This is a genomic window from Dongia rigui (assembly GCF_034044635.1).
Lineage (GTDB): Bacteria > Pseudomonadota > Alphaproteobacteria > Dongiales > Dongiaceae > Dongia > Dongia rigui.
Genome location: NZ_JAXCLX010000002.1, coordinates 61,036 through 85,458, shown reverse-complemented (window position 1 = coordinate 85,458; position 24,423 = coordinate 61,036). Strand labels below are relative to the sequence as shown.

Annotated in this window: 23 protein-coding genes; 10 read left to right on the top strand and 13 right to left on the bottom strand. The window is 64.0% G+C overall.

Features of this window, described 5'->3' with window-relative positions; translation table 11 throughout:
• Nucleotides 1-51: 51 nt before the first annotated feature.
• Together SMD31_RS11875 and SMD31_RS11870 are read left to right on the top strand one after the other, a co-directional pair.
• Complete coding sequence (locus tag SMD31_RS11875; RefSeq protein ID WP_320501107.1) at nucleotides 52-1,593, top strand: UxaA family hydrolase; 1,542 nt, start codon at nucleotides 52-54, stop codon at nucleotides 1,591-1,593.
• Nucleotides 1,594-1,877: 284 nt separating this feature from the next.
• Nucleotides 1,878-2,165 (top strand): GIY-YIG nuclease family protein, encoded by a 288-nt coding sequence (locus SMD31_RS11870; protein WP_320501106.1) that lies wholly within the window; start codon nucleotides 1,878-1,880, stop codon nucleotides 2,163-2,165.
• A 190-nt stretch (nucleotides 2,166-2,355) separates the two neighbouring features.
• Here the strand turns inward: SMD31_RS11870 and SMD31_RS11865 are convergent, their stop codons facing one another.
• From SMD31_RS11865 to SMD31_RS11855, 3 genes are read right to left on the bottom strand one after another with little or no spacing between them, the layout of a single operon-like run.
• The gene (locus tag SMD31_RS11865; protein ID WP_320501105.1) at nucleotides 2,356-3,330 is read right to left on the bottom strand and encodes a 2-dehydropantoate 2-reductase; all 975 of its coding nucleotides are present in this window, start codon (nucleotides 3,328-3,330) and stop codon (nucleotides 2,356-2,358) included.
• Entirely contained in the window at nucleotides 3,327-4,841 is a 1,515-nt protein-coding gene (locus tag SMD31_RS11860; RefSeq protein WP_320501104.1) for an acyl--CoA ligase, read from the bottom strand. Before SMD31_RS11860 ends, SMD31_RS11865 begins: the two co-directional genes overlap by 4 nt.
• 12 nt (nucleotides 4,842-4,853) lie before the next feature.
• Nucleotides 4,854-5,225, bottom strand: coding sequence for a hypothetical protein (locus SMD31_RS11855; protein ID WP_320501103.1), 372 nt, complete (start codon nucleotides 5,223-5,225; stop codon nucleotides 4,854-4,856).
• Nucleotides 5,226-5,344: 119 nt separating this feature from the next.
• Here SMD31_RS11855 and ppaT point away from each other — a divergent pair, with 119 nt between their 5' ends.
• Nucleotides 5,345-6,520 carry a pyridoxamine--pyruvate transaminase gene (ppaT, locus tag SMD31_RS11850; protein ID WP_320501102.1) on the top strand — a complete coding sequence of 392 codons (1,176 nt, stop codon included), beginning with the start codon at nucleotides 5,345-5,347 and terminating at the stop codon, nucleotides 6,518-6,520.
• Nucleotides 6,521-6,633: 113 nt separating this feature from the next.
• On the opposite strand, the gene SMD31_RS11845 is transcribed toward ppaT, so the two are convergent.
• From SMD31_RS11845 to SMD31_RS11800, 10 genes are all read right to left on the bottom strand, one after another.
• Nucleotides 6,634-7,569, bottom strand: coding sequence for a putative B6 ABC transporter permease subunit 1 (locus SMD31_RS11845; protein WP_320501101.1), 936 nt, complete (start codon nucleotides 7,567-7,569; stop codon nucleotides 6,634-6,636).
• A gap of 4 nt (nucleotides 7,570-7,573) precedes the next feature.
• Nucleotides 7,574-8,593, bottom strand: a complete 1,020-nt coding sequence (locus SMD31_RS11840; protein ID WP_320501100.1) for a putative B6 ABC transporter permease subunit 2 — start codon at nucleotides 8,591-8,593, stop codon at nucleotides 7,574-7,576.
• On the bottom strand, nucleotides 8,590-10,212 hold the full coding sequence (locus SMD31_RS11835) for a putative B6 ABC transporter ATP-binding protein (protein WP_320501099.1): 1,623 nt from the start codon (nucleotides 10,210-10,212) through the stop codon (nucleotides 8,590-8,592). Before SMD31_RS11835 ends, SMD31_RS11840 begins: the two co-directional genes overlap by 4 nt.
• 56 nt (nucleotides 10,213-10,268) lie before the next feature.
• Nucleotides 10,269-11,354 carry a putative B6 ABC transporter substrate-binding protein gene (locus SMD31_RS11830; RefSeq protein WP_320501098.1) on the bottom strand — a complete coding sequence of 362 codons (1,086 nt, stop codon included), beginning with the start codon at nucleotides 11,352-11,354 and terminating at the stop codon, nucleotides 10,269-10,271.
• Nucleotides 11,355-11,519: 165 nt separating this feature from the next.
• Complete coding sequence (locus SMD31_RS11825) at nucleotides 11,520-12,965, bottom strand: amidase (RefSeq protein WP_320501097.1); 1,446 nt, start codon at nucleotides 12,963-12,965, stop codon at nucleotides 11,520-11,522.
• A 7-nt stretch (nucleotides 12,966-12,972) separates the two neighbouring features.
• Nucleotides 12,973-13,770, bottom strand: coding sequence for an ABC transporter ATP-binding protein (locus SMD31_RS11820; RefSeq protein WP_320501096.1), 798 nt, complete (start codon nucleotides 13,768-13,770; stop codon nucleotides 12,973-12,975).
• Nucleotides 13,767-14,549: an ABC transporter permease gene (locus tag SMD31_RS11815; RefSeq protein WP_320501095.1), complete on the bottom strand. Its 783-nt coding sequence runs from the start codon at nucleotides 14,547-14,549 to the stop codon at nucleotides 13,767-13,769. Before SMD31_RS11815 ends, SMD31_RS11820 begins: the two co-directional genes overlap by 4 nt.
• Nucleotides 14,550-14,604: 55 nt before the next feature.
• Nucleotides 14,605-15,609: an ABC transporter substrate-binding protein gene (locus tag SMD31_RS11810; RefSeq protein WP_320501094.1), complete on the bottom strand. Its 1,005-nt coding sequence runs from the start codon at nucleotides 15,607-15,609 to the stop codon at nucleotides 14,605-14,607.
• Nucleotides 15,610-15,693: 84 nt separating this feature from the next.
• Entirely contained in the window at nucleotides 15,694-17,019 is a 1,326-nt protein-coding gene (hisD, locus tag SMD31_RS11805) for a histidinol dehydrogenase (protein WP_320501093.1), read from the bottom strand.
• Between the two features lie 34 nt (nucleotides 17,020-17,053).
• Entirely contained in the window at nucleotides 17,054-17,821 is a 768-nt protein-coding gene (locus SMD31_RS11800) for an SDR family NAD(P)-dependent oxidoreductase (RefSeq protein WP_320501092.1), read from the bottom strand.
• 58 nt (nucleotides 17,822-17,879) lie between these two features.
• Here SMD31_RS11800 and SMD31_RS11795 point away from each other — a divergent pair, with 58 nt between their 5' ends.
• From SMD31_RS11795 to SMD31_RS11765, 7 genes are all read left to right on the top strand, one after another.
• Complete coding sequence (locus SMD31_RS11795; protein ID WP_320501091.1) at nucleotides 17,880-19,187, top strand: hypothetical protein; 1,308 nt, start codon at nucleotides 17,880-17,882, stop codon at nucleotides 19,185-19,187.
• A 90-nt stretch (nucleotides 19,188-19,277) separates the two neighbouring features.
• Nucleotides 19,278-19,724: an RrF2 family transcriptional regulator gene (locus tag SMD31_RS11790; protein ID WP_320501090.1), complete on the top strand. Its 447-nt coding sequence runs from the start codon at nucleotides 19,278-19,280 to the stop codon at nucleotides 19,722-19,724.
• A gap of 144 nt (nucleotides 19,725-19,868) precedes the next feature.
• Nucleotides 19,869-20,726 (top strand): sulfate ABC transporter permease subunit CysT, encoded by an 858-nt coding sequence (gene cysT / locus SMD31_RS11785; protein ID WP_320501089.1) that lies wholly within the window; start codon nucleotides 19,869-19,871, stop codon nucleotides 20,724-20,726.
• The gene (gene cysW, locus SMD31_RS11780; RefSeq protein ID WP_320501088.1) at nucleotides 20,723-21,583 is read left to right on the top strand and encodes a sulfate ABC transporter permease subunit CysW; all 861 of its coding nucleotides are present in this window, start codon (nucleotides 20,723-20,725) and stop codon (nucleotides 21,581-21,583) included. Before cysT ends, cysW begins: the two co-directional genes overlap by 4 nt.
• Before the next feature lie 20 nt (nucleotides 21,584-21,603).
• Nucleotides 21,604-22,653 carry a sulfate/molybdate ABC transporter ATP-binding protein gene (locus tag SMD31_RS11775; protein ID WP_320501087.1) on the top strand — a complete coding sequence of 350 codons (1,050 nt, stop codon included), beginning with the start codon at nucleotides 21,604-21,606 and terminating at the stop codon, nucleotides 22,651-22,653.
• Entirely contained in the window at nucleotides 22,654-23,484 is an 831-nt protein-coding gene (locus SMD31_RS11770) for a sulfite exporter TauE/SafE family protein (RefSeq protein ID WP_320501086.1), read from the top strand.
• Between the two features lie 11 nt (nucleotides 23,485-23,495).
• Entirely contained in the window at nucleotides 23,496-24,398 is a 903-nt protein-coding gene (locus SMD31_RS11765) for a Gfo/Idh/MocA family protein (protein WP_320501085.1), read from the top strand.
• Nucleotides 24,399-24,423: the final 25 nt, after the last annotated feature.

Genomic DNA, 24,423 nt, shown 5'->3' with positions numbered 1-24,423 from the left:
AATGTAGCCGAAGAAACGCAACCCCTTTTTGCCAGAGCCAGCACAACCGCCATGAGCAATCTCAGCGTCGTCGCCGCCGAACCCCGGTCCATTCGCCTGTCGCCCAAAGACAATGTCGTCGTCGCCGTCGACGAAATCGAGAAGGGCAAATTGGCGGCCGGCGGCATCGCCGCCAATGCGCGCGTCACCCGCGGCCACAAGATGGCAGTGGCGCCGATTGCCGTGGGACAGCCGGTGCTGAAGTTCGGCCAGATCATCGGTTTTGCGACGGAGGAAATCGCGCCGGGCGATTGGGTGCATGAGCATAACACCAGCATGGGCGAGTTCGACCGCGACTATGAATTCGCTGCTGGTGCCAAGAACGACGAGGTGTTGCCGGTCGAGGCGCGCGCCACCTTCCAAGGCTATCGCCGCGCCAACGGCAAATCGGGGACCCGCAACTATATCGGCATCCTCACCTCGGTGAACTGCTCGGCGTCGGTGGCGCGCTTCATGGCGGAAGCGGTGACCAAGAGCGGCATCCTGGCGCAGTATCCCAATATCGACGGCATCATCCCCTTCGTCCATGGCACCGGCTGCGGCATGGCCGCCAAGGGCGAAGGCTTCGACATTCTGAAGCGCACGCAGTGGGGTTACGCCACCAATCCGAACCTTGCCGGCGTGCTGCTGGTGGGACTGGGCTGCGAAGTGTTCCAGATCAGCCGCATGAAGGAGCTCTACAACATCGTCGAGAGCGATACCTTCCGCACCATGACCATCCAGGATACCGGCGGCACGCGAAAGACCATCGAAGCCGGCGTCGCCGCGATCAAGGAAATGCTGCCGAAGGCCAATGACGTGCGGCGCGAGACGATCTCGGCCTCCGAACTCATTCTCGCCCTTCAATGCGGCGGGTCGGACGGGTATTCCGGCATCACCGCAAACCCGGCGCTGGGTGCCGCGGTCGACCTCCTCGTGAAGCATGGCGGCACGGGCATTCTGTCCGAGACGCCGGAAATCTATGGCGCCGAACATCTGCTGACCCGCCGCGCCGTCAACCGCGAGGTGGGTGAAAAGCTGGTGAGCCGGATCAAGTGGTGGGAAGAATACGCCGCCCGAAACGGCGGCGAGATGAACAACAATCCCTCGCCCGGCAACAAGGCGGGTGGCCTCACCACCATTCTTGAGAAGTCGCTGGGTGCTGCAGCCAAGGGCGGCACCACCAACCTCACCGCCGTTTATGAATATGCCGAACCGGTGACGGCCAAGGGCTTCGTCTTCATGGACACGCCCGGTTATGACCCCGTTTCCGCGACTGGCCAGGTGGCGGGCGGTGCCAATATCCTCTGTTTCACCACCGGCCGCGGTTCTGCCTATGGCTGCAAGCCGACACCCTCCATCAAGCTCGCCACCAACACGCCGATGTATCAGCGCATGGTCGAGGACATGGACATCAATTGCGGCGACATCCTCGACGGTGTCACCGTGCAGGAGAAGGGCCAGGAGATCTTCGAGCTGATCCTGCGCGTGGCGTCGGGCGAGCAGTCGAAGTCGGAGCAGCTGGGCTATGGCGACAACGAATTCGTGCCGTGGCAGATCGGCGCCACGATGTGAGCGGCGCCACAGCATAGCCGGGGACCTGTCGCAAACAACGTCCCCTTCCTCGCCCTCCCCATCGCGGGAGGGCTTTTCTTTTGGGGAGCATTCGATATCGGGTTTTGGTGCCATGAGAGTGGATTCCCAGGTCAAGCCCGGGGATGACGGTTGATTTGGGGCCGAGGCAGCCAGGGTCTATGCATCGCAGAAGCGATTATTCGAAAAGAGCCGTCATCCCCGGGCTTGACCCGGGGATCCACTGTTGCTGAGGATGGATCTATTCTTGACGACAGGGGCAAGCATTGAGCGGCTGGGTCTATATCGTCACCAATCATCCGCAAGGAACACTCTATGTCGGCGTCACGAGCGATCTTGCCAAGCGCGCCTGGGAACATAGAGAAGCTGGTATAGACGGGTTTACGGCCCGATATGCGTTGAAGCAGTTGGTCTTTGCCGAGCTTCACGAGACCATTCAGGCCGCAATCCAACGCGAGAAGAATATCAAACGCTGGCCAAGAAACTGGAAGATCGAACTTATCGAAAAGACCAATCCTGGTTGGGAAGACCTTTATGACCGACTCATGCTGTGAGCGTGGATCCCCGGGTCAAGCCCGGGGATGACGGTGCTTTGCAGGACAGGTCGTGCGATACTGTTTCTGCAGTCTCTCCCGAACCAACTGCGTCATCCCCGGGCTTGACCCGGGGATCCACAGTTACCAAGGGTTTGCTCGTCAGTGATGCTCTGCCTTCGCCGACCATGACGGTGGAGCTAGATGTGCCTCACAGCAACCCCAGCAATCCCGCCTTCTGTTTCACCAGGGCGTAGATCGTGTCGATCATCGGTGTGGGCACATGAACGAGCCTTCCGAGATCACGAACGGCGCCGACGATGGCTTCGAGCTCGATCGGGCGGCCGCGTTCGATGTCCTGCAGCATCGACGTCTTGTGCTCACCCACCCCGGCGGCACCGTTGATGCGCTTCTCCACATCGATCGGCATCTTGACGCCGAGGGCATTCGCGATGGCCTCGGCCTCGCCCATGATCGCCTTGGCGACGGCGCGGGTGTCGGGGTCGCTGCAGATCCCCGCCAGCGTCCCGCCGGTCAGGGCCGATAAGGGATTGAAGGCGACATTGCCCCAGAGCTTGACCCAGATTTCGGTGCGGATGTCGGTCTTGACCGGCGCCTTGAAACCGGCGGCGATGAAGGCGGCGGACAATGCCTGCACACGCTCGGTCTTCTCGCCGCTCGCCTCACCCAGGGAGAAGCGGTCGTTCTCGACATGGCGGATCTCGCCGGGTGCCACGACTTCGGCCGCCGGATAGACGACGCAGCCGATGACGCGCTGCGGCCCCACAAGATCCCAGAGCTTCCCATCCGGATCGACGGCGGGAATGCGCGCATCCTTCAAGGCACCTTCCTGGCCATAGAAATACCACCAGGGCATGCCGTTGACGGCCATGACGACGGCCGTGTTTGCGCCCAGGAGCGGCGCCAGCTTGTCGGCGATGCCAGGGACCGCATTGGCCTTCAATGCGACGATGACGAAATCCTGCGGGCCGGCCTCAATCGCGTGTTCGGTGGCTTTCGGGTGCACGGTGAAGTCACCGCTCATGCCATGGATGTGCAGGCCCTTCTCCTTAAGGGCGGTGAGATGTGCGCCGCGGGCGATGAGCGTGACGTCTTGACCCGTCCGCGCCAGGTGACCGCCGATCAGACCGCCGATGGCGCCGGCACCATAGATCGCTACCTTCATGATACGAGGCCGAGCTTTTGCGCCAGGCCGATGCGCTGCAGCTTGCCGGTGGCCCCTTTCGGGATTTCGGCGAGGAAGACGATCTTCTTCGGCACCTTGAAATCGGCAAGGCGCGATGCCGCGAAACTGCGGATGTCCTGCTCGCTGGCGCTCTGGCCTTCCTTCAGCACGATGGCGGCGCCGACTTCCTCGCCCAGTTTTTCATGCGGGATGCCGAAGGTGACGATCTGCGCCACGGCGGGATGGTCCATCAGGATGTCGTCGACCTCGCGCGGGGAGATCTTCTCGCCGCCGCGGTTGATGATCTCCTTCAGCCTCCCGGTGAGACGCAGATAGCCTTCCGTGTCCAGGATTCCCTGATCGCCGGTGCGGAACCAGCCATCGCGGAAGCCTTCTGCATTGGCCTTCGGGTTGTTGGCATAGCCCGGCGTCACATTGGCGCCCTTGATGACGATCTCGCCCACCTCGCCGGCCGGCAGCAGCGCGCCGTCAGTGCCCATGATGGCGACCTCCGGCCCCGCCGCGATGCCGACAGAGCCGGGCTTGCGCGCACGGGGCGGCAGTGGGTTGCTGGCCATCTGGTGCGCCGCCTCGGTCATGCCATAGGCTTCGATGACGGGGCAGCCGAAGGTTTCTTCGAGCTGCTTCATCACCTGGGGCGGCAGACTGGCGGAAGAGGAGCGGATGAAGCGCAGCTTGTTGCGCGCCAGCACATCCTGGTTGCGGTCGGCGCGCGCCAGCACGGTCTGGTGCATCGTCGGCACCGCCGTATACCAGCTGGCCTTGGCCTCATCGAGCTGCGCGAAGAATTTGAGGGCATTGAAGCCCGCCGGCACATGGACCGAGGCACCGGCAGCGAAGGAGGAGAGGAGTGCCGCAATCAGCCCGTGGATGTGGAAGAGCGGCATGACGACCAGAGAGCGGTCGGCCGGCGTGAGCGCCAGGGTGTTGCGGATATTGCCGGCCGAGGTCGCGAGGTTGCGATGGGTGAGCGGCACGATCTTCGGGCGCGAGGTGGTGCCGGAGGTATGCAGCACCAGCGCCACATCATCGGGCGACGGGTTGGGGGCGCCGTGATCGGCAAAGGGCACGGAGAGTGTCAGCGCGCCGGCGGGACCGGCGAGATCGGGCGTCACGTCGATGACGCGGATGCCGCGCTTCGCCGCCACCGCGCGCGCGGGCTGGTCCGGGCCGCCGAGGATGATGAGCGCCTTGGCATCGAGATCGCTCAAGTAGAAATCGAACTCGTCGGCGCGGTAGGCGGCGTTCAAGGGGGCGGCCACGGCATAGCTGGCGACGCCCACGAACATCGCCGCCATTTCCGGGCCGTTGGGCATGACGATCGCCACCGCATCCTTCTGCCCGATGCCGATCGCCCGCAAGGCACCGCCGATGCGGGCGACGAGTGCCGCGAGTTCGCCGCGCGTCATGGTGCGGCGCTCAGGCGCGCCGATGGCGTCGGCCTGCGGATCGCCCTGCAGCAGAGCGGGAACATGGGTCGCGGTGGTCATCGATCTTATTCCTTAAGGCGCAATGTCGGTCAGTTGGCACGACACCCTGCCCGGTCCTGCGGGGGCAGCGCAAGTGGCTTCGAGATAGGCGATATCCGCCTGGCGCGGGCGCGCCAGATCGACCTGGCCGGTCGTCTCATGCCAGTTCCCCGCGCGGCCGCACAGGATGTTCTCAATCATCAATCGGCGCTGCATGTCGTCGCGGTAGATGAAAAGCGCGTGGTCCTCGCTCTGCTGCCGCAAAGCGATGTCGAAGGTGGTGCCGGGATCGAGGCGCCCCAGGTCGCGCTCAACCCAATGGCCATAAACGATCTTGCATGAAAGCGGTTCTGCCCCCGCATTGGTGAGCTGCAGATTGACGGCATGATCCCCAAGCGTATGCATACAAGCTGCAGGAAGAAGGAGCGAAAGCAGAAGCGGATGTATTTTCATGGGCGCGGCCGCAGTCTAGAATTGGCGGCATCAGAATAAGCCGTCTCGACCACAGGGGAAATGCCCAGATCATGAGCGCGCCCACCATCAAGGAAGCCGTCGTCACGTTGTCCGCCGGACCGGTTGCGGTCTATCCGAGCGTCCTGCGCGCCCTGTCGCGACCGGTCGCCTATCATTACGACCCCTATTTCCAGCATTTCTTCGAAAGTGTGGCGAAGAAAGCGGCGACGGCCTTGCGGGTCAAGGAACCGGCTTTGCTGCTGCAGGTGGAACCGGCGCCGGCCATCGAAGCCGCGGCCGCCTCGCTGATTGGGCCTGAGGATACCGTGCTCAATTTGGCGTCCGGCGTCTATGGCAAGGGCTTCGGCTATTGGTCGGCGCGCTATCACAAGGACATGGTCGAGATCGAGGTGCCGTTCAACGAGGCGATCGATCCGGCCGATGTCGCCGCCGCCTTCAAGCAGCGCCCCGACATCAAGATCGTGTCGCTAGTCCATCACGACACGCCCTCCGGCACGATCAACCCAATCCGCGAAATCGGCAAGATCGTGCGCGATCATGGCGCGCTGCTGCTGGTCGACGCGGTCTCGTCCTTTGGCGGCATGGATGTGCATCCCGATGACTGCCATGTCGACGTCTTCATCACCGGTCCCGGCAAATGCCTGGGCGGTGCGCCGGGGACCACCGTCGTCGCGGTGAGCGAGCGTGCCTGGGCGCATATGGAAGCCAATCCGAAGGCGCCGCGCGCCTCGATCCTCTCCTATCTCGATTGGAAGGATGCCTGGCGGCACGACAAGCCCTTCCCCTTCACGCCGTCGGTCGCCGAGATCAACGGGCTCGACGCCGTGTTCGACCAGTATCTCAATGAAGGGCCGGAGAAGGTCTGGCGCCGCCATGCGCTGACCGCCGCCGCCACCCGGGCCGGCGTCAAGGCGATGGGGCTGGAACTCTGGGCGAAGACGGAGGCCATCGCCTCCCCCACCACGACGGCGATCCGCGTTCCGGATGGCGTCACGGAACAGGCCTGGGTGAGTACGGCACGAGACGCATTCGGCGTTGTGTTCTCCGGCGGCTTCGGCGCCACGGCGGGCAAGGTGTTGCGCGTCGGCCATATGGGGCCGGCGGCGGAGCCGATCTATGCAACGACCGCCATCACCGCCATGGGTGGGGCCTTGCGCAAGCTGGGGCACAAAGTGGATGTCGGTGCCGGAATTGAAGCGGCCCTCGCGGTGATCGCCGCCGGCTGAAACGGACCCCTCACCCCAACCCCTCTCCCCAGAGGGGCGAGGGGCTTTATAACGAACTCACTCGAAACTCCCTCGCCCCACGAAGTGGGGAGAGGGTTGGGGTGAGGGGCAGGCTAACGCTCGCCGCGCTGGTAGGGCTGGCCCAGGGCCGGCGGCAGGACCGCGTGGCGCGCGAAGATGACCAGCACCAGCATGACGACGGCGAAGGGCAGCATCTGCACGATGTCGGTGGGGATGTCGATGCCGGCGACCTGGAGCGCCGTGGTCATCGCCAGGCTGAGGCCGAAGAACAGCGCGCCGAGCAAGACCCAAACCGGTCTGCCACGCGCCAGCATGGCCAGCACGATGCCGATGAAGCCGGCACCATGGGTCATGAACGGCACGAAGAGGCCGGCCCCGACATTGGCAAGATAGGCGCCAGCGACACCCGACAGGAAGCCAGTCGCCAGCACCGCCCCACTTCTGGTCACCACCACGCTGGTACCGGCGGCATCGAGCGCCGCCGGATGGGTGCCGGCGGCTTCGAGATTGAGGCCGACATGCGTATTGCGAAACACCCAGGCGAGAACCGCCACGAAGGCAACGGCGAGATAGACAACTGGATTGTGGGCAAAGAGCGCCGGGCCGATCACCGGGATGTCGAGGAGCAGCGGGAAGGCCAGCACCGGCGCCTGGTCGAGGCGCGGATAGGTGCGCGAGAACTGAAAATGATGCAGCAGGGCGGTCAGCCCTTCGGCACCAAGCGTCAAGGCGATGCCGATGACGATCTGGTTGAGGCCAAGGCGAACGCATAACAACGCCATCAGGGCAGCAGCGGCCATGCCACCGAGACCGCCGGCGACAAAACCCAGGGTGAAGGAGCCGGAATAATAGGCGGCGACGAAACCGCAATAGGCGCCGAGCAGCATCATGCCCTCGATGCCGATATTGAGCACGCCCGCCTTCTCGGATATCTGCTCGCCGAGCCCGGCCAGCAGCAACGGAATACCAGCGGTGACGGCCCCAAAGAGCAGCGAGACGAGGAAGGGTTGCGAGAGCAATTCGGTCATGGCGTCACGCTGCCGCCCGCATCTGGTGGCGATGGTCGAGATATTCGACGAGGCCCAGAAACGCCAGCACGAGGCCCATGAGGAGGAGCACGAAATCCTGCGGCACACCGATGCGGCGGGCGGCACTTTCGCCGCCGATCATCAGCGCCGCGAAAAAGAAGGTAAAGCCGATGACGGCAAGGCCGTTCATCCGCGCCAGAAAGACCAGCGGCACCACCAGCATGCCATAGGCCGGGTTCCAATCCGCCCGCACATTGCCCCAGACGCCAAGAATCTCGACCGCGCCGGCCAGACCGATGAGGCCGGCACTCAAGGCGAAGGTGGCGACGGTGAGAAAACCCACCTTGAGGCCCGCATGACGCGCCGCAGCCGGACTGGCGCCGACGACCTGCAATTTCAGTCCAAAGGCCGTGCGCGTCATCAGCAGATGGACGAGGACGACAAGGCAGAGAGCGATTAGGAGACCGATATGGATATTGCTGCCGGAAATTCGCGGCAGGCGACTGGCGATGTCGAGGGTACGGGTTTGGGGGACAGTTGTCGCCGGGTCCCAGAAGAACAGCTTCACCAGCACATTTGCCAGGGAAATGCCGAGGAAACTCATCATCAGCGACGTGATGATCTCGTTGATTCCGTAGCGCGCCTTCAAGAAAGCCGGCAGCAGCGACCACAGGGCCCCGACGAGCGTCGCCGCCAGCATGCAGAGGATGAGTGTGAGGCCGCGCGGCACAAAGCCGATCAGGGCCGGAGCCAGGGCCGCCGTCACCACCGCCGCCAGCAGATATTGCCCGTCGCCGCCCAGATTCCAAATACCGGCCCGGAAGGCAACGATGAGCCCTGCGGCGATGAGCAACAACGGCGCCATGCGGGTCAGCGTTTCCTGCAAGCCGCCCCAGCTGAGGATGCCACGGTCGAGCACATAGAAATAATAGGCGAGCGGATCCTTGCCCAGGATGACCAGCACCAGGCCGCCAGCCACGAGGGCCAGCAGGAGCGGAAGGCAGAGGCGCCAAAGATGGTTCATGCCGCCGCCCCGGTCATCAGGCGCCCCACCGCGAGACCGGCGCCTGCACCGTTCGCCACGATGCCGACCACGCGCCCGTCGACGAGGACGGCGATGCGGTCGCTCAGGCCCAGCAATTCGTCGAGATCGGTCGACAGCAACAGGATCCCTTGCCCGGCAGCGGCGCTTTGGCGAATGCGGTCATGGGCAAGCTCGGCGTTCTGCAGATCGAGGCCATGGGTCGGCTTGGCGAAGATGATGACCCGCGTGGGCGCAGCGCCCGCACCTTCGCCCAGCTCGCGCGCCAGGAGGACTTTCTGGATATTGCCACCGGACAGTTTGCCGAGCGGTGTCTCGGGGGCGCGCGTGCGGATGTCATTGGCCTCGATGCGACCGACGGCAGCTGCGCGGATGCGCGCGCGATCGGCGATGCCATGGCGCCAGAAGGGCGGTCTTCCGATATCCTTCAGCAGCAAATTGACTGCGACCGAGAGGCTGCCGACCGTCCCTTCGCCCAGGCGATCATCCGTTACATAGCGGATGCCGACCTGCCGGCGCGCGGCGACATCGCCACCGGTCACGTCCTTCCCGTCAACGCGGATGGTTCCGCTGCTGGCCGCGCGCTGCCCGGCCAGCGTCTCGGCCAGGTGCTTCTGCCCATTGCCGTCGACACCGGCAATGCCCAAGACCTCGCCCGGCCACAGGTCGAGCGTCACGTCGCGCAAGGGACAGGCCCCCCGTTCGGCCGCCGTGGTCAGACCGCTGACCTGCAGGCAAGGCGCACCGGCATGGGCGACCAGCGAGGCATGGCCTTCGCCACTGCCAACCTGGATGGCGCGCTCTGCCGACGCGTCGCTGCCGCCGAACATCATGGCGATGACACGGTCGCTCACCTCGGCCGCCGTCCAACTGCGGCAATCCGCAGGGGCGACCGCGCCGACCAGCTGGCCATGGCGCAGCACCGATATGCGATCGCCAAGATCCGTGGCCTCGCCCAGCTTGTGCGTGACCAGGATGATGGCGACGCCTTTGTCGCGAAGGCGTCGGAGGACCGCCGCCAGATCCTTGACGCCCTGCGGCGTCAGCATCGATGTCGGTTCGTCGAGGATGAGGAGCCGTGCCTCGCGCCACAGGGCACGCATGATTTCGACCTGCTGCTGCTGGCCCAAGGACAGGCTGCCGAGCCTGGCATTGGGATCGAGGGTCACACCCAGCAAGCCGGACAATTCGGCAAAGCGCGCCAGGGCCGACCCGCGTGCCAGCCTTTGCCACCAGGCGCCACCCAGCATCAGATTCTCGATGACCGAAAGGCTCGGCACCAGCAGCACATGCTGGAAGACCGTACCGATGCCAAGATTGAGGGCCTCGCGGGGGGATTTGATCTGCACGATTTCACCACCGACGCGAATTTCACCGGCATCGGGCGATTGCATGCCGGCGAGCATGCCGATCAATGTCGATTTTCCGGCACCGTTTTCGCCGAGCAGGATATGAATTTCACCGGCATGAAAGTCGAGCGAGATCTGGTCATTGGCAACGATTCCGGGGAAGCGCTTGGTGAGGGCATGCACAGATAAAACGGGCGCAGAATCTGCGCCCGTCGCCGAGTTCGATCGCGGCTGTCCGTTGTCGCTTGCCATGTCGCCAGCTTGCCCCCCGGGCGGCCCCAAGTCCAGGCCGCCGGCCCCCTGCCCCCTTATTGCGCGCCGGCATCGGTGATCGAGCTCATAAGAGCGCGGACCTTGTCCGCCTCCCAGACCGGCTCGATCTTCAGCTTGCCGTCGACGATCTGCTGGCGCACCTCGGAAACCGCAGCCCAGACATCATCGGCAATATGGTTGGTCTTCAAGAGACGCACGGAATCGTCGGCCAGCTGGATTGAATAGGGATGGGTCCCGAACTTGTCGGCCTTCAGATCCTCGACCATCGCCGTATAGACCGGCTCCAGATTCCAGACGACCGAGGAGAGGAGATGCCCCTTGTCGATCGGCGTCTTGTCGCCGATGACGTCGATGAACCAGACCTTCCCGCCCGAAGTCGATTTCGCCGTTTCGACCGCCTGCAGCATGCCGAAGCTGGCACCATCGCCCTGGCCGAAGATCACATCGGCGCCAGCGCCGATGACTGAGTCCGTCACCCGGCGGCCGCCAGCTGCATCCGAATAGGCCGCCGGACCGATGACGGCGTAGAGAATCTTCACGTCGGCACGCGTGGCCTTCACCCCTTGCGCGAAAGCGGCGGATTGCGAATTCCATGACGGCGGCTCGCCGGAGACGACGATGCCGACGGCCTTCGTCTGCGTCGTCTTCGCCGCCAGCACGCCGGCGAGATAGGCACCTTCATGACCGCTCAAGGTATAATCGGCAACGGCGCCTTCTTTGCTGTCGTTCGGGCGGTCGACGATGGCGACGGCTACGTTCTTTTCGGCGCCGACTTCGGGTGCGGCCGTGTTGTAGCCGCTGGCATGGGCGATGAGCAGGCTGGCGCCGTCATCGGCAAGTTCGCGTAAAGTGGGATGCACATCACCATAGCCAAGGCCGGTTGCCGGCATGAAATCGAGGCCGAGTTTTTCCGCCACGGCCTTCGCCGCATCATAGCCCTGCTGGTTCCAGCCGTAATCGGTGGGATCTTCCGGTGTCAGAATGGCAAGCTTCTTTACTTCACGCGCCGCTGCGGGCTGGGCGATGAGCGTGCCAGATATGATGGCCGTGATGGCCGCGGCGACCAGGGTGAAGCCCGTGGCCCCGACCCGCGCCCGCGCGAACATTCCAGCTTTGGTCATAACGTCTTTCTCCTCACGCATTCCGACCGATCGGTCAGCACCAGAAAGCGGCGGCCGGGCCGCCAACAACGCCCAAGCATGCGCTGGCGCGGCCCTGCCCGTCCAGCGGGTTATTGCTTCGATACAGTTGTGGATGAGCTTGTCTCGATACAAGCGATGGATGGTCTAAAGGTCGCCTTGCCGGCGCAGCATCGGTGACAGCGCAAACACGCGCGCCGTCTCGATTTCCTGGGCCAGGACCAGCAGTGAGGCGTCATTTCCTAAGGCGGCGCAAAGCTGGATGCCGAGCGGCAACCCATCGGCCGATTGCTGGATCGGCAAGGTGATCGCCGGCTCGCCGGTCACGTTGTAGGTGGCGGTGAAGGGCGAGAAACGCAGCATGCGCGCGACATGCAGATCGACGTCGTCATGATCGGTCGGGAAGGCGCCGAGTTGCGGTGCGGGGCCGGCCAATGCCGGCGTCAGCAACACGTCGATATCGTCCCAGAGCAGCGCCATGGTCCGCGTGAAAGCCTGCCCGGCGCGGATGGTGGCGACGTATTCGGCAGCGCCCATGCGCCGCCCCGCTTCGGCGGCGGCAAGGTTGATGCGTTCCATTTCGCCTTCGTGCGGCGGACGGCCGAGGATCGTTTTGAGTTCGGCCGCGTCCGCCGCAGCCTGGGCGCAGACCTGTGCCTTGTAGACGCGGCGCGGAAGGACGAGATCGTGTTCTTTGATCGGCAGGGCGATCGGCGCTACGTGATGGCCGAGCCCGCGGAGCAGTTCCGCTGCCGTTTCCAGCGCTGCCAATCCCTCCGGCGCCAAGGCGACGTCATCAAGATGCTGGTGATTGACGCCGATCTTGAGGCGCGGCCCGTTCTGCATGAGCGCGCTGAGGAAGCCGGCAATGGGTGCCGGCGGTGCGCCATAAGGCGCCCCCGCATCGGGACCGTAGGCGATGTCGAGAGCCGCCGCCGTATCGCGCACGGAACGGCTCACCACGCCCTCGCTCACCAGCCCAGCATAGATATCGGCATGGGCCGGACCTTGCGGGAGGCTCCCGCGCGACGGTTTCAAGCCGACCAGGCCGCACGCCGCCGCCGGAATGCGGATCGATCCGGCGCCGTCGGTCGCGTGGGCAAGCGGCACCATGCCGGCGGCGACCGCCGCCGCCGAGCCGCCGGAAGAACCGCCAGTCGAATGCGCCAGATTCCAGGGATTGCGGGCAGGCCCGAACATGGCAGGCTCGGTCGTCACGTTGAAGCCGAGTTCGGGGAGATTCGTCTTCCCGAGAATGCGCAGGCCAGCCTGCTTGAAGCGGGCCGTCAGCGCATCGTCGGTGTCGAGCGGCGGCAGCCCGGCCAGATAGCGGCTGGCGCCGGTGGTCCTGGCGCCGTTGAGGGCGCCGCCGATATCCTTGAGCAGGAACGGCACACCGTGAAAGCGCGCTGCTGGATCCATGTTGGATTCAGCAGGATTGGCGAACAGGTCGACGATGGCGTTGGTCTCGGGATTGGTGGCCGCAATCACCTCGCGCGCGGCGACGAGAACCTCATCGGCCGAGACGGCGCGGCGACGGATGAGATCGGCGAGACCGAGACCATCCTGGGCGAGATAGTCGGCGCGGTTCATGGAAAGCTCAGACCAGCGCGTCGCCGAGTGCGGCGATGGCGATGGATTCGGCCCGGATCTCGGAGAGCACGTCGCGCTGCAACCGCGCAAATTCCGGCGACCCGGTCATCTCATAGGTGCGCGGGCGCGGCAGATCGATCGGGATGATGCTCTTGATGCGGCCGGGACGGTTCGACATGACGGCGACGCGGTCGGACATATAGACCGCCTCCTCCACATCATGGGTCACAAAGAGGACGGTCAAGCGGTGCTGTTCCCAGATGCGGGCCAGCAGCTCCTGCATGTGATGACGGGTGAGGGCATCGAGGGCGCCGAAGGGCTCGTCCATCAGCAGCATGTTGGGGCGATAGGAAAGGGCCCGCGCGATGGCGACGCGCTGCTTCATGCCGCCGGACAGTTCGCTGGGGAAGCGATCCGCAAACCCATCGAGCCCAACCAGCGACAGATGCGATCGGGCGATGTCGCGGGCATCTTTCCGCGACTTGCCCGCGGCGAGCAGCGCAAATTCGACATTGCCGAGCGTGGTGAGCCAGGGCAGCAGGGTATAGCTCTGGAACACGACGCCGCGATCGAGGCCGGGGCCTCTGATCGGCTTGCCGTCCAGCGTGAGGGTGCCCTGATCGTGGCTCTCGAGCCCCGCGACGATCGAGAGCAGGGTCGACTTGCCGCAGCCGGAGGTCCCAACCAATGAAACGAATTCATTTTCGCCGATGACGAGGTCGACGCCGTTCAAGGCGACGACATCGCCGCGATCACCGCGGAAGGTCTTGCCAAGGTTTGAGACGACGAGCTTGGGCGCGGTCATCGCTGCACCCGCAGATAGCGGAACAGGCGCCGATGCGCCCATTTCATCGCCTGATCGGTGGCAAGCCCCAGGACGCCCAGGAGCAGCAGATAGCCGAAGATGGTGTCGGTCTGAAAGAAACGCTGCGCCGTGGTGATGCGATAGCCAAGGCCCGAAGTGGCGGCCACCAACTCGGCCACCACCAGCCAGGTCCAGGCCCAGCCCAGGCTGATGCGCATCGAATCCCAGATCGCCGGCATGGCGGAAGGGAGGATGATGCGCGAGAGGATGCGCCATTCCGGCATCTGTAGCGTACGCCCGAGATTGATGAAATCGCGCGGCACGGATTTGACGTTGTCCATCACCAGCAGAACCTGCTGGAAGAAGGTGCCGATGAAGATGATGAGGAATTTCTGCGCATCACCCGTGCCGGTCCAAAGAATGGTGAGCGGCACGAAGGCCACCACCGGCATGTAGCGGATGAAATCGACCAGCGGTTCGATCGCCGCTTCCCAGGCGCGATAGGAGCCGATGAGGATGCCGATGGGAAGCGCGAAGAGGGTCGAGATGAGGAAGCCCAGCGAGATGCGATAGACGCTGACGATGAGGTCGTCGAGGAGCTTCCCGCTCACCGCCAGTTCCTGCAGGCGCAACATCACCATTGCCGGCGAAGGCAGGAAAAGCGGCGTCACCAATCCCGTCTCGGTCACGCCCCACCACAGCAGGCCGAGAACCAGAAAAACCAGGATCGCAATCGCGATGAAGCGCCGTCCGGAGACGGTGGCGGTCAATGAGAACATTTTGGAAGAATAAGCCGGGGGAGCGGATCGCTCCTGTTTCTCCCCCGGCATCGACTTAGAGCGCTTCGACGAAGCGGGTATCGATCAACTTGGCGAGATCGACGTCCTTCGAGAGCAGGCCGGCTTCGGTCGCGGCCTTCTTCACTTCCGGCACCACTTTCTTCACGAAATCGCCGGTCAGCTGGGTCTTGTTGTCCGCGACCGAGAAATATTTGACGCCGTCGAACGCCGTCGCCAGTTCCTCGGGCTTGGCACCCACGGCTTCGGAGATGATCGTCCGGCCGCCGGTGGTGTCGGCATTGTAATCGGCGAGCGCCGCATCCCAGGCCTTGAGCAGCGCCAGAACCTGGCCCGGCTTCTCGGCCAGGAAATCTTCACGCACGACGAAGACGTCGGAGATGAGGCCCGGATTTTCACCGGCCGAATACAGCATCTTCACCTTGTTGTTCTGCTGCATGGCGAGGGTGAGATAGGGCTCGTAGGTGACGGCGACCGGCACCTTGCCGGCGATGAGGGCCGAACCCGCATCGGAGGCCGGCATCGGTACCTTCTCGACGTCGTTCAACGTCATGCCATTCTGACCCAGCGCGTAGTTGAGGAGGATGTGGCTGGTGGTGCCTTCCTCGAACGCGACCTGCTTGCCCTTGAGATCGGCAATCGAGGTAACGGAGCCATCGGTGATCATGGCATCGGCCGTCATCGAGACATCGAGCAGCGCGATGATCTTGATCGGCAGGCCGGCGGCGGCAAACGCCATCGCGGTATGCGTCGCGATATTGCCGCACTGGACCTGGCCGGCGGCGAGGGCCGCGTTCAAGTCAGCGTCGGTGTTGAAGTTGACGACCTCGACATCGGCAAGGCCGCTGTTCTTGAACAGGCCCTTCTTGGCGGCGATGTGCCACTGGCCGTAACCCAGCCACGGCTCGATCGCCATCTTGATGGCGCCTTCTTCCGGCGTGGTCGGAATCGACTGCGCAAAGGCAACCTTGGCAAAGCTGCCGGCGGCCAAAGTAGCGGCGCCAGCCTGCAGGACCTGGCGGCGGTTCGGTGTCCAATTCATGTGTTTTGCTCCCTCTCCCAAACGTGTTTCCCCAATCCGGCGGCGATAGTGATGGCCGGCCCGGCATTCGTCAAGCAAATGGCCCTACTTCTTCAGCAATCTGTCGCGGATATCCGAGACGGCATTGGCATGGGCGTCGAAACCTTCGTACTTGGCCAGCACGCGCGCGTGCTTGGCAAGCTGCGGATAACCGACCGAGGTCACGTAACCCACCGAGATGCGTTTCATGAAATCGAAGACGGAGAGCGGCGAATGGGTCATGGCGCCCCGGCTGGTGGGCAGCACGGCATTCGGCCCCAGCACGAAATTGCCCAAGGTGACCGGCGTGTGCTTGCCGAGCAACACCTCGCCCGCATTCTCGATGCGGCCGAGATAGGCGAACGGCTCGTCGGAGAGGATTTCCAGATGTTCCGGCGCGTAGTCGTTGATGAAGGCGATGGCGCTGTCAGTATCGGGGGTGAGCACGATGCCGCCGCTGCGCCCCGACAGCACGGTCGAGGAGAAGTTGACGCGCTGCTCGCTCATATTTGCCCAATAATCAGGCAGAGCTTTGATCGCTTCTTCGGCAACCTTCCGGCTGGGCGTCACCAGATAGGCCGATGAATCCGGCCCGTGCTCGGCTTCGACCAGCAGATCGAGGGCAGCCAGCGCACCATCGACGGTATCGTCGGCGAAGATGATCGATTCACTGGGGCCAGCGGGAATGCCGGGATCGATCACGTCCGAGAGGAGACGCTTGGCGGCCACGACATAGGGGCTACCCGGCCCCAGCACCTTGGCGCATTTCGGCACGGTCTGGGTGCCGAATGCGACCGCCGCAATGCCCTGGGCACCGCCGCATTTATAGACCTTGTCGACACCGGCGAGGCGCGCTGCCACCAGCGTCGCCGCGTCGATCTTGCCGTCCGGACCCGGGGGCGTGATGACGCAGATGTTCTTCACCCCGGCAACGACCGCCGGCACCGTCGTCATCATGACGACGCTGGGGAAGGAGCCCTTGCCGCGCGGGACATAGCAGGCGACCGACGGGATGGGCCGGAAGCGATCGCCGGCGAAGGCGCCGGGGCGCATCTCATGCAGCCACATCTCTTCCGGCTTCTGGTCGGAATGAAACTTGCGGATGTTCTCGACCGCGAACTCGATGGCCTCGATGACCTCGGGCTCGACCGATTTGAAGGCGGCGTCGAAATCGGCCGGTGTTGCCGCGATCTCATTCGCCTTCACCGGCGACTTGTCGAATTCATTGGCAAAGCGCGCCAAGGCGACGTCGCCCTCGGTGCGCACGGCCTCGATGATGGGGCGGACGCGGTCGAGGAAGGCGCCAAGATCGCTCTCGCTGCGCTTCAAGAGATTGGCGCGGTCGTCGGCGCTGAGGCGCGCGAGCTCGTGCAGATTGACGCTGCGGGACATTGCAGCCTCTCCATTCGGTCAAATTGTTCGGAAATCAGATCGAGGCAAGATAGCCACCGTCGACCGGCATGTAAATTCCGGTGACATAGGCGGCGGCATCCGAGGAGAGGAAAATCGCCGCACCCACCAAATCGTCGAGCTGGCCGAAGCGCTTCAGCGGGATCTTCTGCAGCATCGCGGCAGCCCAATCCTGGTTCTCGTAGAAAACATCGGTGAGAGCGGTGCGGAAATAGCCCGGGCCAAGGCTGTTGACGCGGATGCCGAGCGGCGCCCATTCGGCCGCCAGCGCCCTTGTCATGCCCAGCAGCCCACTTTTCGAGGAGCCATAGGGGACGGCCGTCGGCACGCCCACCTCGGAGGTCAGCGAGCACATGTTGAGGATGGCACCGCCGCGACCCTCGGCCTGCATCGCCTTCGCCGCAGCCTGCGCACAGAAGAAGGCACCCTTCAAATTGGTATCGAGGATGCGGTCCCACAGCTTTTCGTCGACATCGAGGGAGGGGCGCACCTCCTCGACACCGGCATTGTTGATGAGGATGTCGAGTCCGCCCAGCGCCTTCACAGCCGCCGCGACCCCGGCATGGCAGGCATCGACGGCGGCCACATCCATGGCGATGGCGACGCCTTTCCCGGAGAGGCCCGCCAGCGTTTCGGCAAGGCTCGCTTCCTTGCGCGCGCTGACGGCCACCGAGGCGCCGGCTTGCGCCAAGCCGATGGCGATGGCCTGGCCGATGCCGCGGCTGGCGCCGGTGACGAGGGCGCGCTTGCCGGCAAGGCTGAAACGGGAAAGATCGACTTGCATGGGACACTCACGCTAGATATCGAGGCGCCCGCAGCATAACCGAAAAGAACCGCCTGTCATGCCCATCCCTGCCCCTTCCCTGACCGCCGAGGCCCGGGCGCGCGCCAAAGCAGGCGACCTGGCCGGTGCGGGCGAGATCATCGCGCGGCTGCTGCAGGAGAAGTTCGCCCTTGAAGCCCGGGACATCCGCATCAATGTCGACATCTACAGCCTCAATTCGCTGAACGGATTTTTCACGGCCAGCGACAAGCCGTTCTTCTTCAAGTTCCACCAGGAGGAAAACGAGGAAGCGATGGCCGGCGAATATTACCGCGCCGCTCTGCTGGCCGAGGCAGGCCTGCCCGTCGACCAGCCGCTGCATGTCTCGACAGAGCCGGGCGAGCAGATTCTCGTCTATCGCCGCCGCGACGACCGGCGCTTTGCCGATGTGCTGAAGTCGCTCGATTTCAGCACCGACCAAGCGGCCATTCTACGGGCGGTTGCTGCCGAACGACGACTCAATGAGGAGCTGATCGCGGTCTATCGCCGCACCTTGCATCCGATCACGGCGGCACAATCGGCGGCCGAACCGATCCATCGCCTGTTTCATGCGCGGCTGGTCGATGCAGACCGGCCGGGCCACCTTGGCGGGCGTTTCGGGAGCTTCTATCGCGACCAGGTTTTCGCACTGCCCGGCGAGACTTTGTCGTGGGATGAATTGCAGCACCTTACCTTCGAGGTAAATGGCGTGCGCTATCGCGACAGCCTAGGCGCACTCTTTGCCGAGGCTTTTGTGCGTCTGGAGCCGGCACGGCTGGGGGATTGCGGCGGCGTCACCGCCCATGGCGACGCCCACAACGCCAATGTCTGGTACGAGGATGGGGGTGACGCGGCACGGCTTTCGATGTTCGACCCAGCCTTTGCCGGGCGCCATGTGCCGGCGCTGCTCGCCGAGGTGAAGACGACCTTCCACAACATCTTCGCCCACCCGCTGTGGCTCTATGACGCCCCGGCAGCGGCCGAGACTTTCACGGCAAACGCCAAACGGATCGGCGACGTCCTCCATATCGAGACGGATTGGCGGCCGAGCCCGGTGCGCCTTGCTTTGCTGGCAGCCAAACGCGACCTGCTGTGGAAGCCGCTGCTGGCGGAACTCGCCGCCCGCAAGTTGCTGCCGACGGATTGGCGGCGCGTCGTGCAGCTCGCGCTGTTCCTGTGCCCGACGCTGGTGATGAATTTGCGGGCGGGTGGCGGCAGCCATAACCCCGTCTCGTCGGCGATCGGCCTGGCGACGGCGATTGCCATGGGCAGCGATCCTGTGGCAGGAATGGGACTTCTTTCAGCATTCTTCGACGAACTCACACCCGATTCGGCAAATCACCGCTAAGCACCCTAGATCACGAGAAAGTTTTAAGGGCTGATGCTTGACATTCCGGCCTTAAGTAATATTCTCTAGTTACCCTATAGAGATTTTAGAATGCTGTCGCAAAAAGCCAAATACGCCATGCGCGCCTTGCTCTATCTGGCCAAGGCAAACTCTGACGAACCCGTTGGAATCGCTGAGATCGCCGCCAAGCAGGCCGTGCCGCGCAAATTCCTGGAACTGATCCTGCTGGAGCTGAAGCGCAACGGCTTCGTCCAAAGCTTTCGCGGTAAACATGGTGGTTATGCCCTGGCCAAAGCGCCGGAGGAGATCCATTTCGGCGAGGTCATTCGCCTCATCGATGGACCGCTGGCGGCACTCCCCTGCGCCAGCCTCACCGCCTATCGCCGCTGCGTCGATTGCGAGGACGAGGCGACCTGCGTCATCCGCCGCGTCCTCAAACAGGTCCGTGATGCATCCTCCGGCATTTTGGACCGGACCAGCCTCTCCGACGTTCTCGACGGCCGGACGGGCGAGCTCGTCATGGGCGACGGCATCTGATCGACGCCCAGGCGTTAAACCACAGCAAATCCGAGTAAATACATAAAGGTTGCGGCAAATACCCATGCCCTGTATTGCCCTGTGATCTTGGGGCCAGAATGGCGCATGACGTTGGGCCAGTGGCCTGTGGGACGAGGGTGAGCGATGTCGGCACGTGCCGGAACATGGAGCAACTGGAAGCGACCAAGCGTTCTGCCGGGATTCGGGCTGACGCTGGGCTATGCCCTTCTCTATCTCAGCATCATCGTCCTGCTGCCGTTGGCGGCCCTCATTCTGCGGCCGGCTGAACTGGGCCTGGCCGGTTTCTTCGACACCGTCACCACGCCGCGTGTTCTTGCCGCCTTGCGCGTGAGTTTCGGCACCGCGGCGATCGCCGCCGTTATCAACGGGATCTTCGGGCTGATCATCGCCTGGGTGCTGGTGCGCTATCAGTTTCCGGGCAAACGCCTCATCGATGCCTTCGTCGATTTGCCTTTTGCCTTGCCGACGGCAGTTGCCGGCATCGCCCTCACGACACTTTACGCGCCCAATGGCTGGATCGGCGCCCTGCTGACGCCGCTGGGCCTCAAAGTCGCCTTCACGCCGACCGGCATCGTCATCGCGCTCATCTTCATCGGCCTGCCCTTCGTCGTCCGTACGGTGCAGCCGGTGCTGCAGGATTTCGACAGCGAGCTTGAGGAGGCCTCGGCAAGCCTTGGCGCCTCGCGCTTGCAGGTCTTTGGCCTGGTCATCCTGCCGTCGATCATGCCGGCCCTTCTGACCGGCATCGCCCTCGCCTTTGCGCGCGCAGTGGGTGAATACGGCTCGGTCATCTTCATCGCCGGCAACATGCCGATGAAGTCGGAAATTGCGCCGCTGCTGATCGTCAGCAAGCTGGAACAGTTCGATTACGCGGGGGCCGCGGCCATCGCGGTGGTGATGCTCGTTATTTCCTTCGTCATGCTGCTGGTGCTGAACCTCATCCAACGCTGGGCGCGGCGGCACGAGGATAACGACCGATGAGCGTCGACCTGCGCAACAACAAGCTGACCCTGCGCGACCCGGCGCCCGTGCGCTGGGTGTTGATCGCCCTCGCCCTCGCCTTCATCGCGCTGGTGCTGTTCCTGCCCTTGACCCTGGTCTTTCTGGAAGCGTTGCGGCATGGGCTTGGCGCCTATTTCGCAGCCGTCACCGAGCCCGATGCGCGCTCCGCCATCCTGCTGACATTGCAGGTTGCGGCGATCTCGGTCCCGCTCAATGTCGTCTTCGGCCTCGCTGGTGCCTGGGCCATTGCCAAGTTCGAATTCCGCGGCAAGAGCCTGCTCCTGACGCTGGTCGACCTGCCCTTCTCGGTCTCGCCGGTTATCTCCGGCCTGATCTATGTGTTGCTCTATGGCGCCCATGGCTGGTTCGGGCCGACGCTCGACCAATGGGGCATCAAGGTCATCTTCAATGTCGCTGGGCTGGTGATGGCGACCATCTTCGTCACCTTCCCCTTCGTCGCGCGCGAACTCATCCCCTTGATGCAGGAACAGGGCACCGAGGAAGAAGAAGCGGCCATCTCGCTCGGCGCCAATGGCTGGCAGACCTTCCGGCTGGTGACCTTGCCCAACGTCGCCTGGGGCCTGCTTTACGGCGTGCTGCTGTGCAATGCCCGCGCGATGGGCGAATTCGGTGCGGTCTCGGTCGTGTCCGGCCATATCCGTGGCCAGACCAACACCATGCCGCTGCATGTCGAGATTCTGTACAACGAATATGATTTCGTCGGCGCCTTTGCCGTCGCCTCGCTGCTGGCTTTGCTGGCCTTGGTGACGCTCGCCGCCAAATCCTTCCTCGAATGGCGCTATGGCGACCGGCTCAGTGCCGGAAGAGCCCATTGATGCGCCGATAGGAGATGATCATGGGCTTGCAGGCACAGGGCATCGTCAAGACGTTCGGCACCTTCAAGGCGCTGGGCGGCATCGACCTCGACATCAAGCGCGGCGAGTTCGTGGCGTTGCTAGGCCCGTCCGGTTCCGGCAAGACGACCTTGCTGCGGATCCTGGCCGGCCTCGATGCGCAGGATGAAGGTCATGTGCTGTTCAACGAGGAGGACATGACCGGGCGCAAATTGCGCGACCGCCGCGTCGGCTTCGTGTTCCAGCATTATGCCCTCTTCAAGCATATGACGGTCGCGGAGAACATCGGCTTTGGCCTGCGCGTGCGGCCGACCACGGAGCGCCCCAACAAGGCGGAGATCAAGGCGCGGGTCGATGAATTGCTGCGCCTGGTGCAGTTGGAGCGCCTCGGCGATCGCTATCCCAGCCAATTGTCGGGTGGCCAGCGGCAGCGTGTCGCCCTGGCCCGCGCCTTGGCCATCGAGCCCTCGGTGCTGCTGCTCGACGAGCCCTTTGGCGCGCTCGACGCCAAGGTGCGCAAGGAATTGCGCCGCTGGCTGCGCCGCCTCCATGAAAGCATGCAGCTGACCTCGGTCTTCGTGACCCATGACCAAGAAGAGGCGCTGGAACTGGCCGACAAGGTCGTCATCATGAACCAGGGCCTGATCGAACAGGTGGGTTCACCTGAAGAGGTCTATCACAAGCCGCAGACCTCCTTCGTCTACGAATTCCTGGGTGGCGCCAACCGCGTCCCCTGCGAGATCCGCGGCGGCGTGGTCAGGATCGGCAGCACCATCATCGCGGCCCCGCAGGTTGCCGATCTCAAGGACGGGCCGGGGACCGCCTATGTCCGCCCTGAGGAGATCAGCATCGGCCGTGCCGATGGCGGTGGCGTGCCGGCGATCGTGCAGCATGTCTTTCGCGCCAGCCCGCTGCCGCGGGTCGAAGTGCAATTGGTTGATACATCCCTGGCGCTTGACGTAACCTTGCCCCCCGACGAAGCGGGTGCAATTTTGGCAAAGGGGCAGCGCGTGACGGTGAACTTCGCGAAGTTCGACGTCCTGCCGGGGTAAATGGATCTTTCTGGCCTACTGGATGGTGAAATCTGGATTCTGATCGGCGTACTGGCACTCGCGGGCTGCGGCTCCGGGTTCCTGGCCGGCATGCTGGGGGTGGGTGGCGGCATCGTCGTGGTGCCGGCCTTGTTCCAAGTGCTGGGCGCATTCGACGTACCGCTGGACCTTCGGATGCATATCGCCGTCGGCACCTCATTGGGGTCAATCGTTCCGACCTCGATCATCTCGCTGCGGGCGCATAACAGGCGCGGTGCTGTCGACTGGCCGCTGTTCCGGCAATGGGGGCCTTGGGTCGCTGTCGGCGTCATCCTGGGCTCGATCATCGCCAGCGACGTGCGCGGCGCCACGCTGACACTGATCTTCGGCATCATGAGCATGATCGTGGCGCTCTATCTGGCGCTGGGGCGGCCTGACTTCCACCTCACCGACAAACTGCCGGGGACGCCCATCCGCCAGGCGATCTGCCTCTTCATCGGCGGGGTCTCGGCCATGATGGGGATCGGCGGCGGCAGCCTCTCTGTGCCGGCGATGACGCTGTGCTCCTATCCGATCCGCCGCGCCGTCGGCACCGCCTCGGCTCTCGGCCTCATCATCGCCGTGCCCGGCACGATCACTTTCATGGTCACCGGGTTCGGTGAAGGCGGACTGCCACCGGTGTCGGTCGGCTATGTCAATCTCGTCGCCGTGCTGGCCCTGGTGCCGAGCAGCCTCATCTTTGCGCCGATCGGCGCCAAGGTCGCGCATACCATGCCGCAAATCATCCTGCGCCGTTGCTTTGCCGGCTTTCTGTTCGTCACCTCGCTGCGCATGTTCTATTCGCTGTTCTGAAGGATCGGTCCATGAAGAGTTACGGTTTCGGCATCATCGGCCTTGGCGTCATGGGGCAGGAGATGGCGGCGGACCTCGCCGCTCATCCCCGCTTCCATGTCGTGGCCGGTTTCGATCCGGCACGACCCAAAGTACCGTTCCCGTTGCTCGGCGACGCCGCGGCCGTGGTGAACGACCCGCGGGTGGAGGCGATCTATACCGCGACACCGCCGGCCTTCCATGAAGCGGTGGTGCGCCTGGCTGTTTTGGCGGGCAAGCCGCTGCTATGCGAGAAGCCGCTGGCGCATACCATCCCATCGGCGCGCGACTGCTGCGATCTTGTTGCCAAATCGAAACTGCCGGCGGCGGTCAATTTCTCCTATGCCGCGCGGGACGTGGCGACGCGCCTGACCCATGTGGTCAAGAGCGGCGCCATCGGTGACATCAAGGGCGTGCATCTGCATGTGCGCTTTGGCTCCTGGCCGCGCAAATGGCAGTCCGATGCCGGTGCCTGGCTGGCGCAGCCGGCCGAGGGCGGTTTCACGCGTGAGGTCATTTCGCATTTCGTCTTCCTCGCCAACCGCCTGTTCGGCGCCGGCAAGATCACGGCCCGCACCATCGAGCGCGGCAGCGCCGGGACGGAAACCAAGCTCACCGCCACGATCCAATATCCCAGCGTTGCCTTCACCATCGATGCGGGGATCGGCGGCGACCGCGACGACGACAACCGCTTTGAAGTCAAGGGCGCCAAGGGCGACGTGGCAATCGTCGATTGGAGCCAGCTCGATTATGCCGGCGATGCCGGCGCCAGCCTGCCGCCGACCTCGCAACTCGACGCATTGGCCGATATGCTGGACGGGAAGCCACACCAGCTGGCAACCTTCGCCGAAGGGCTGGCGGTTGCTGAACTGATCGAGGCGCTGCTCGCGGACTGACAGCTGGGAAACTAGTTAGGGGAGA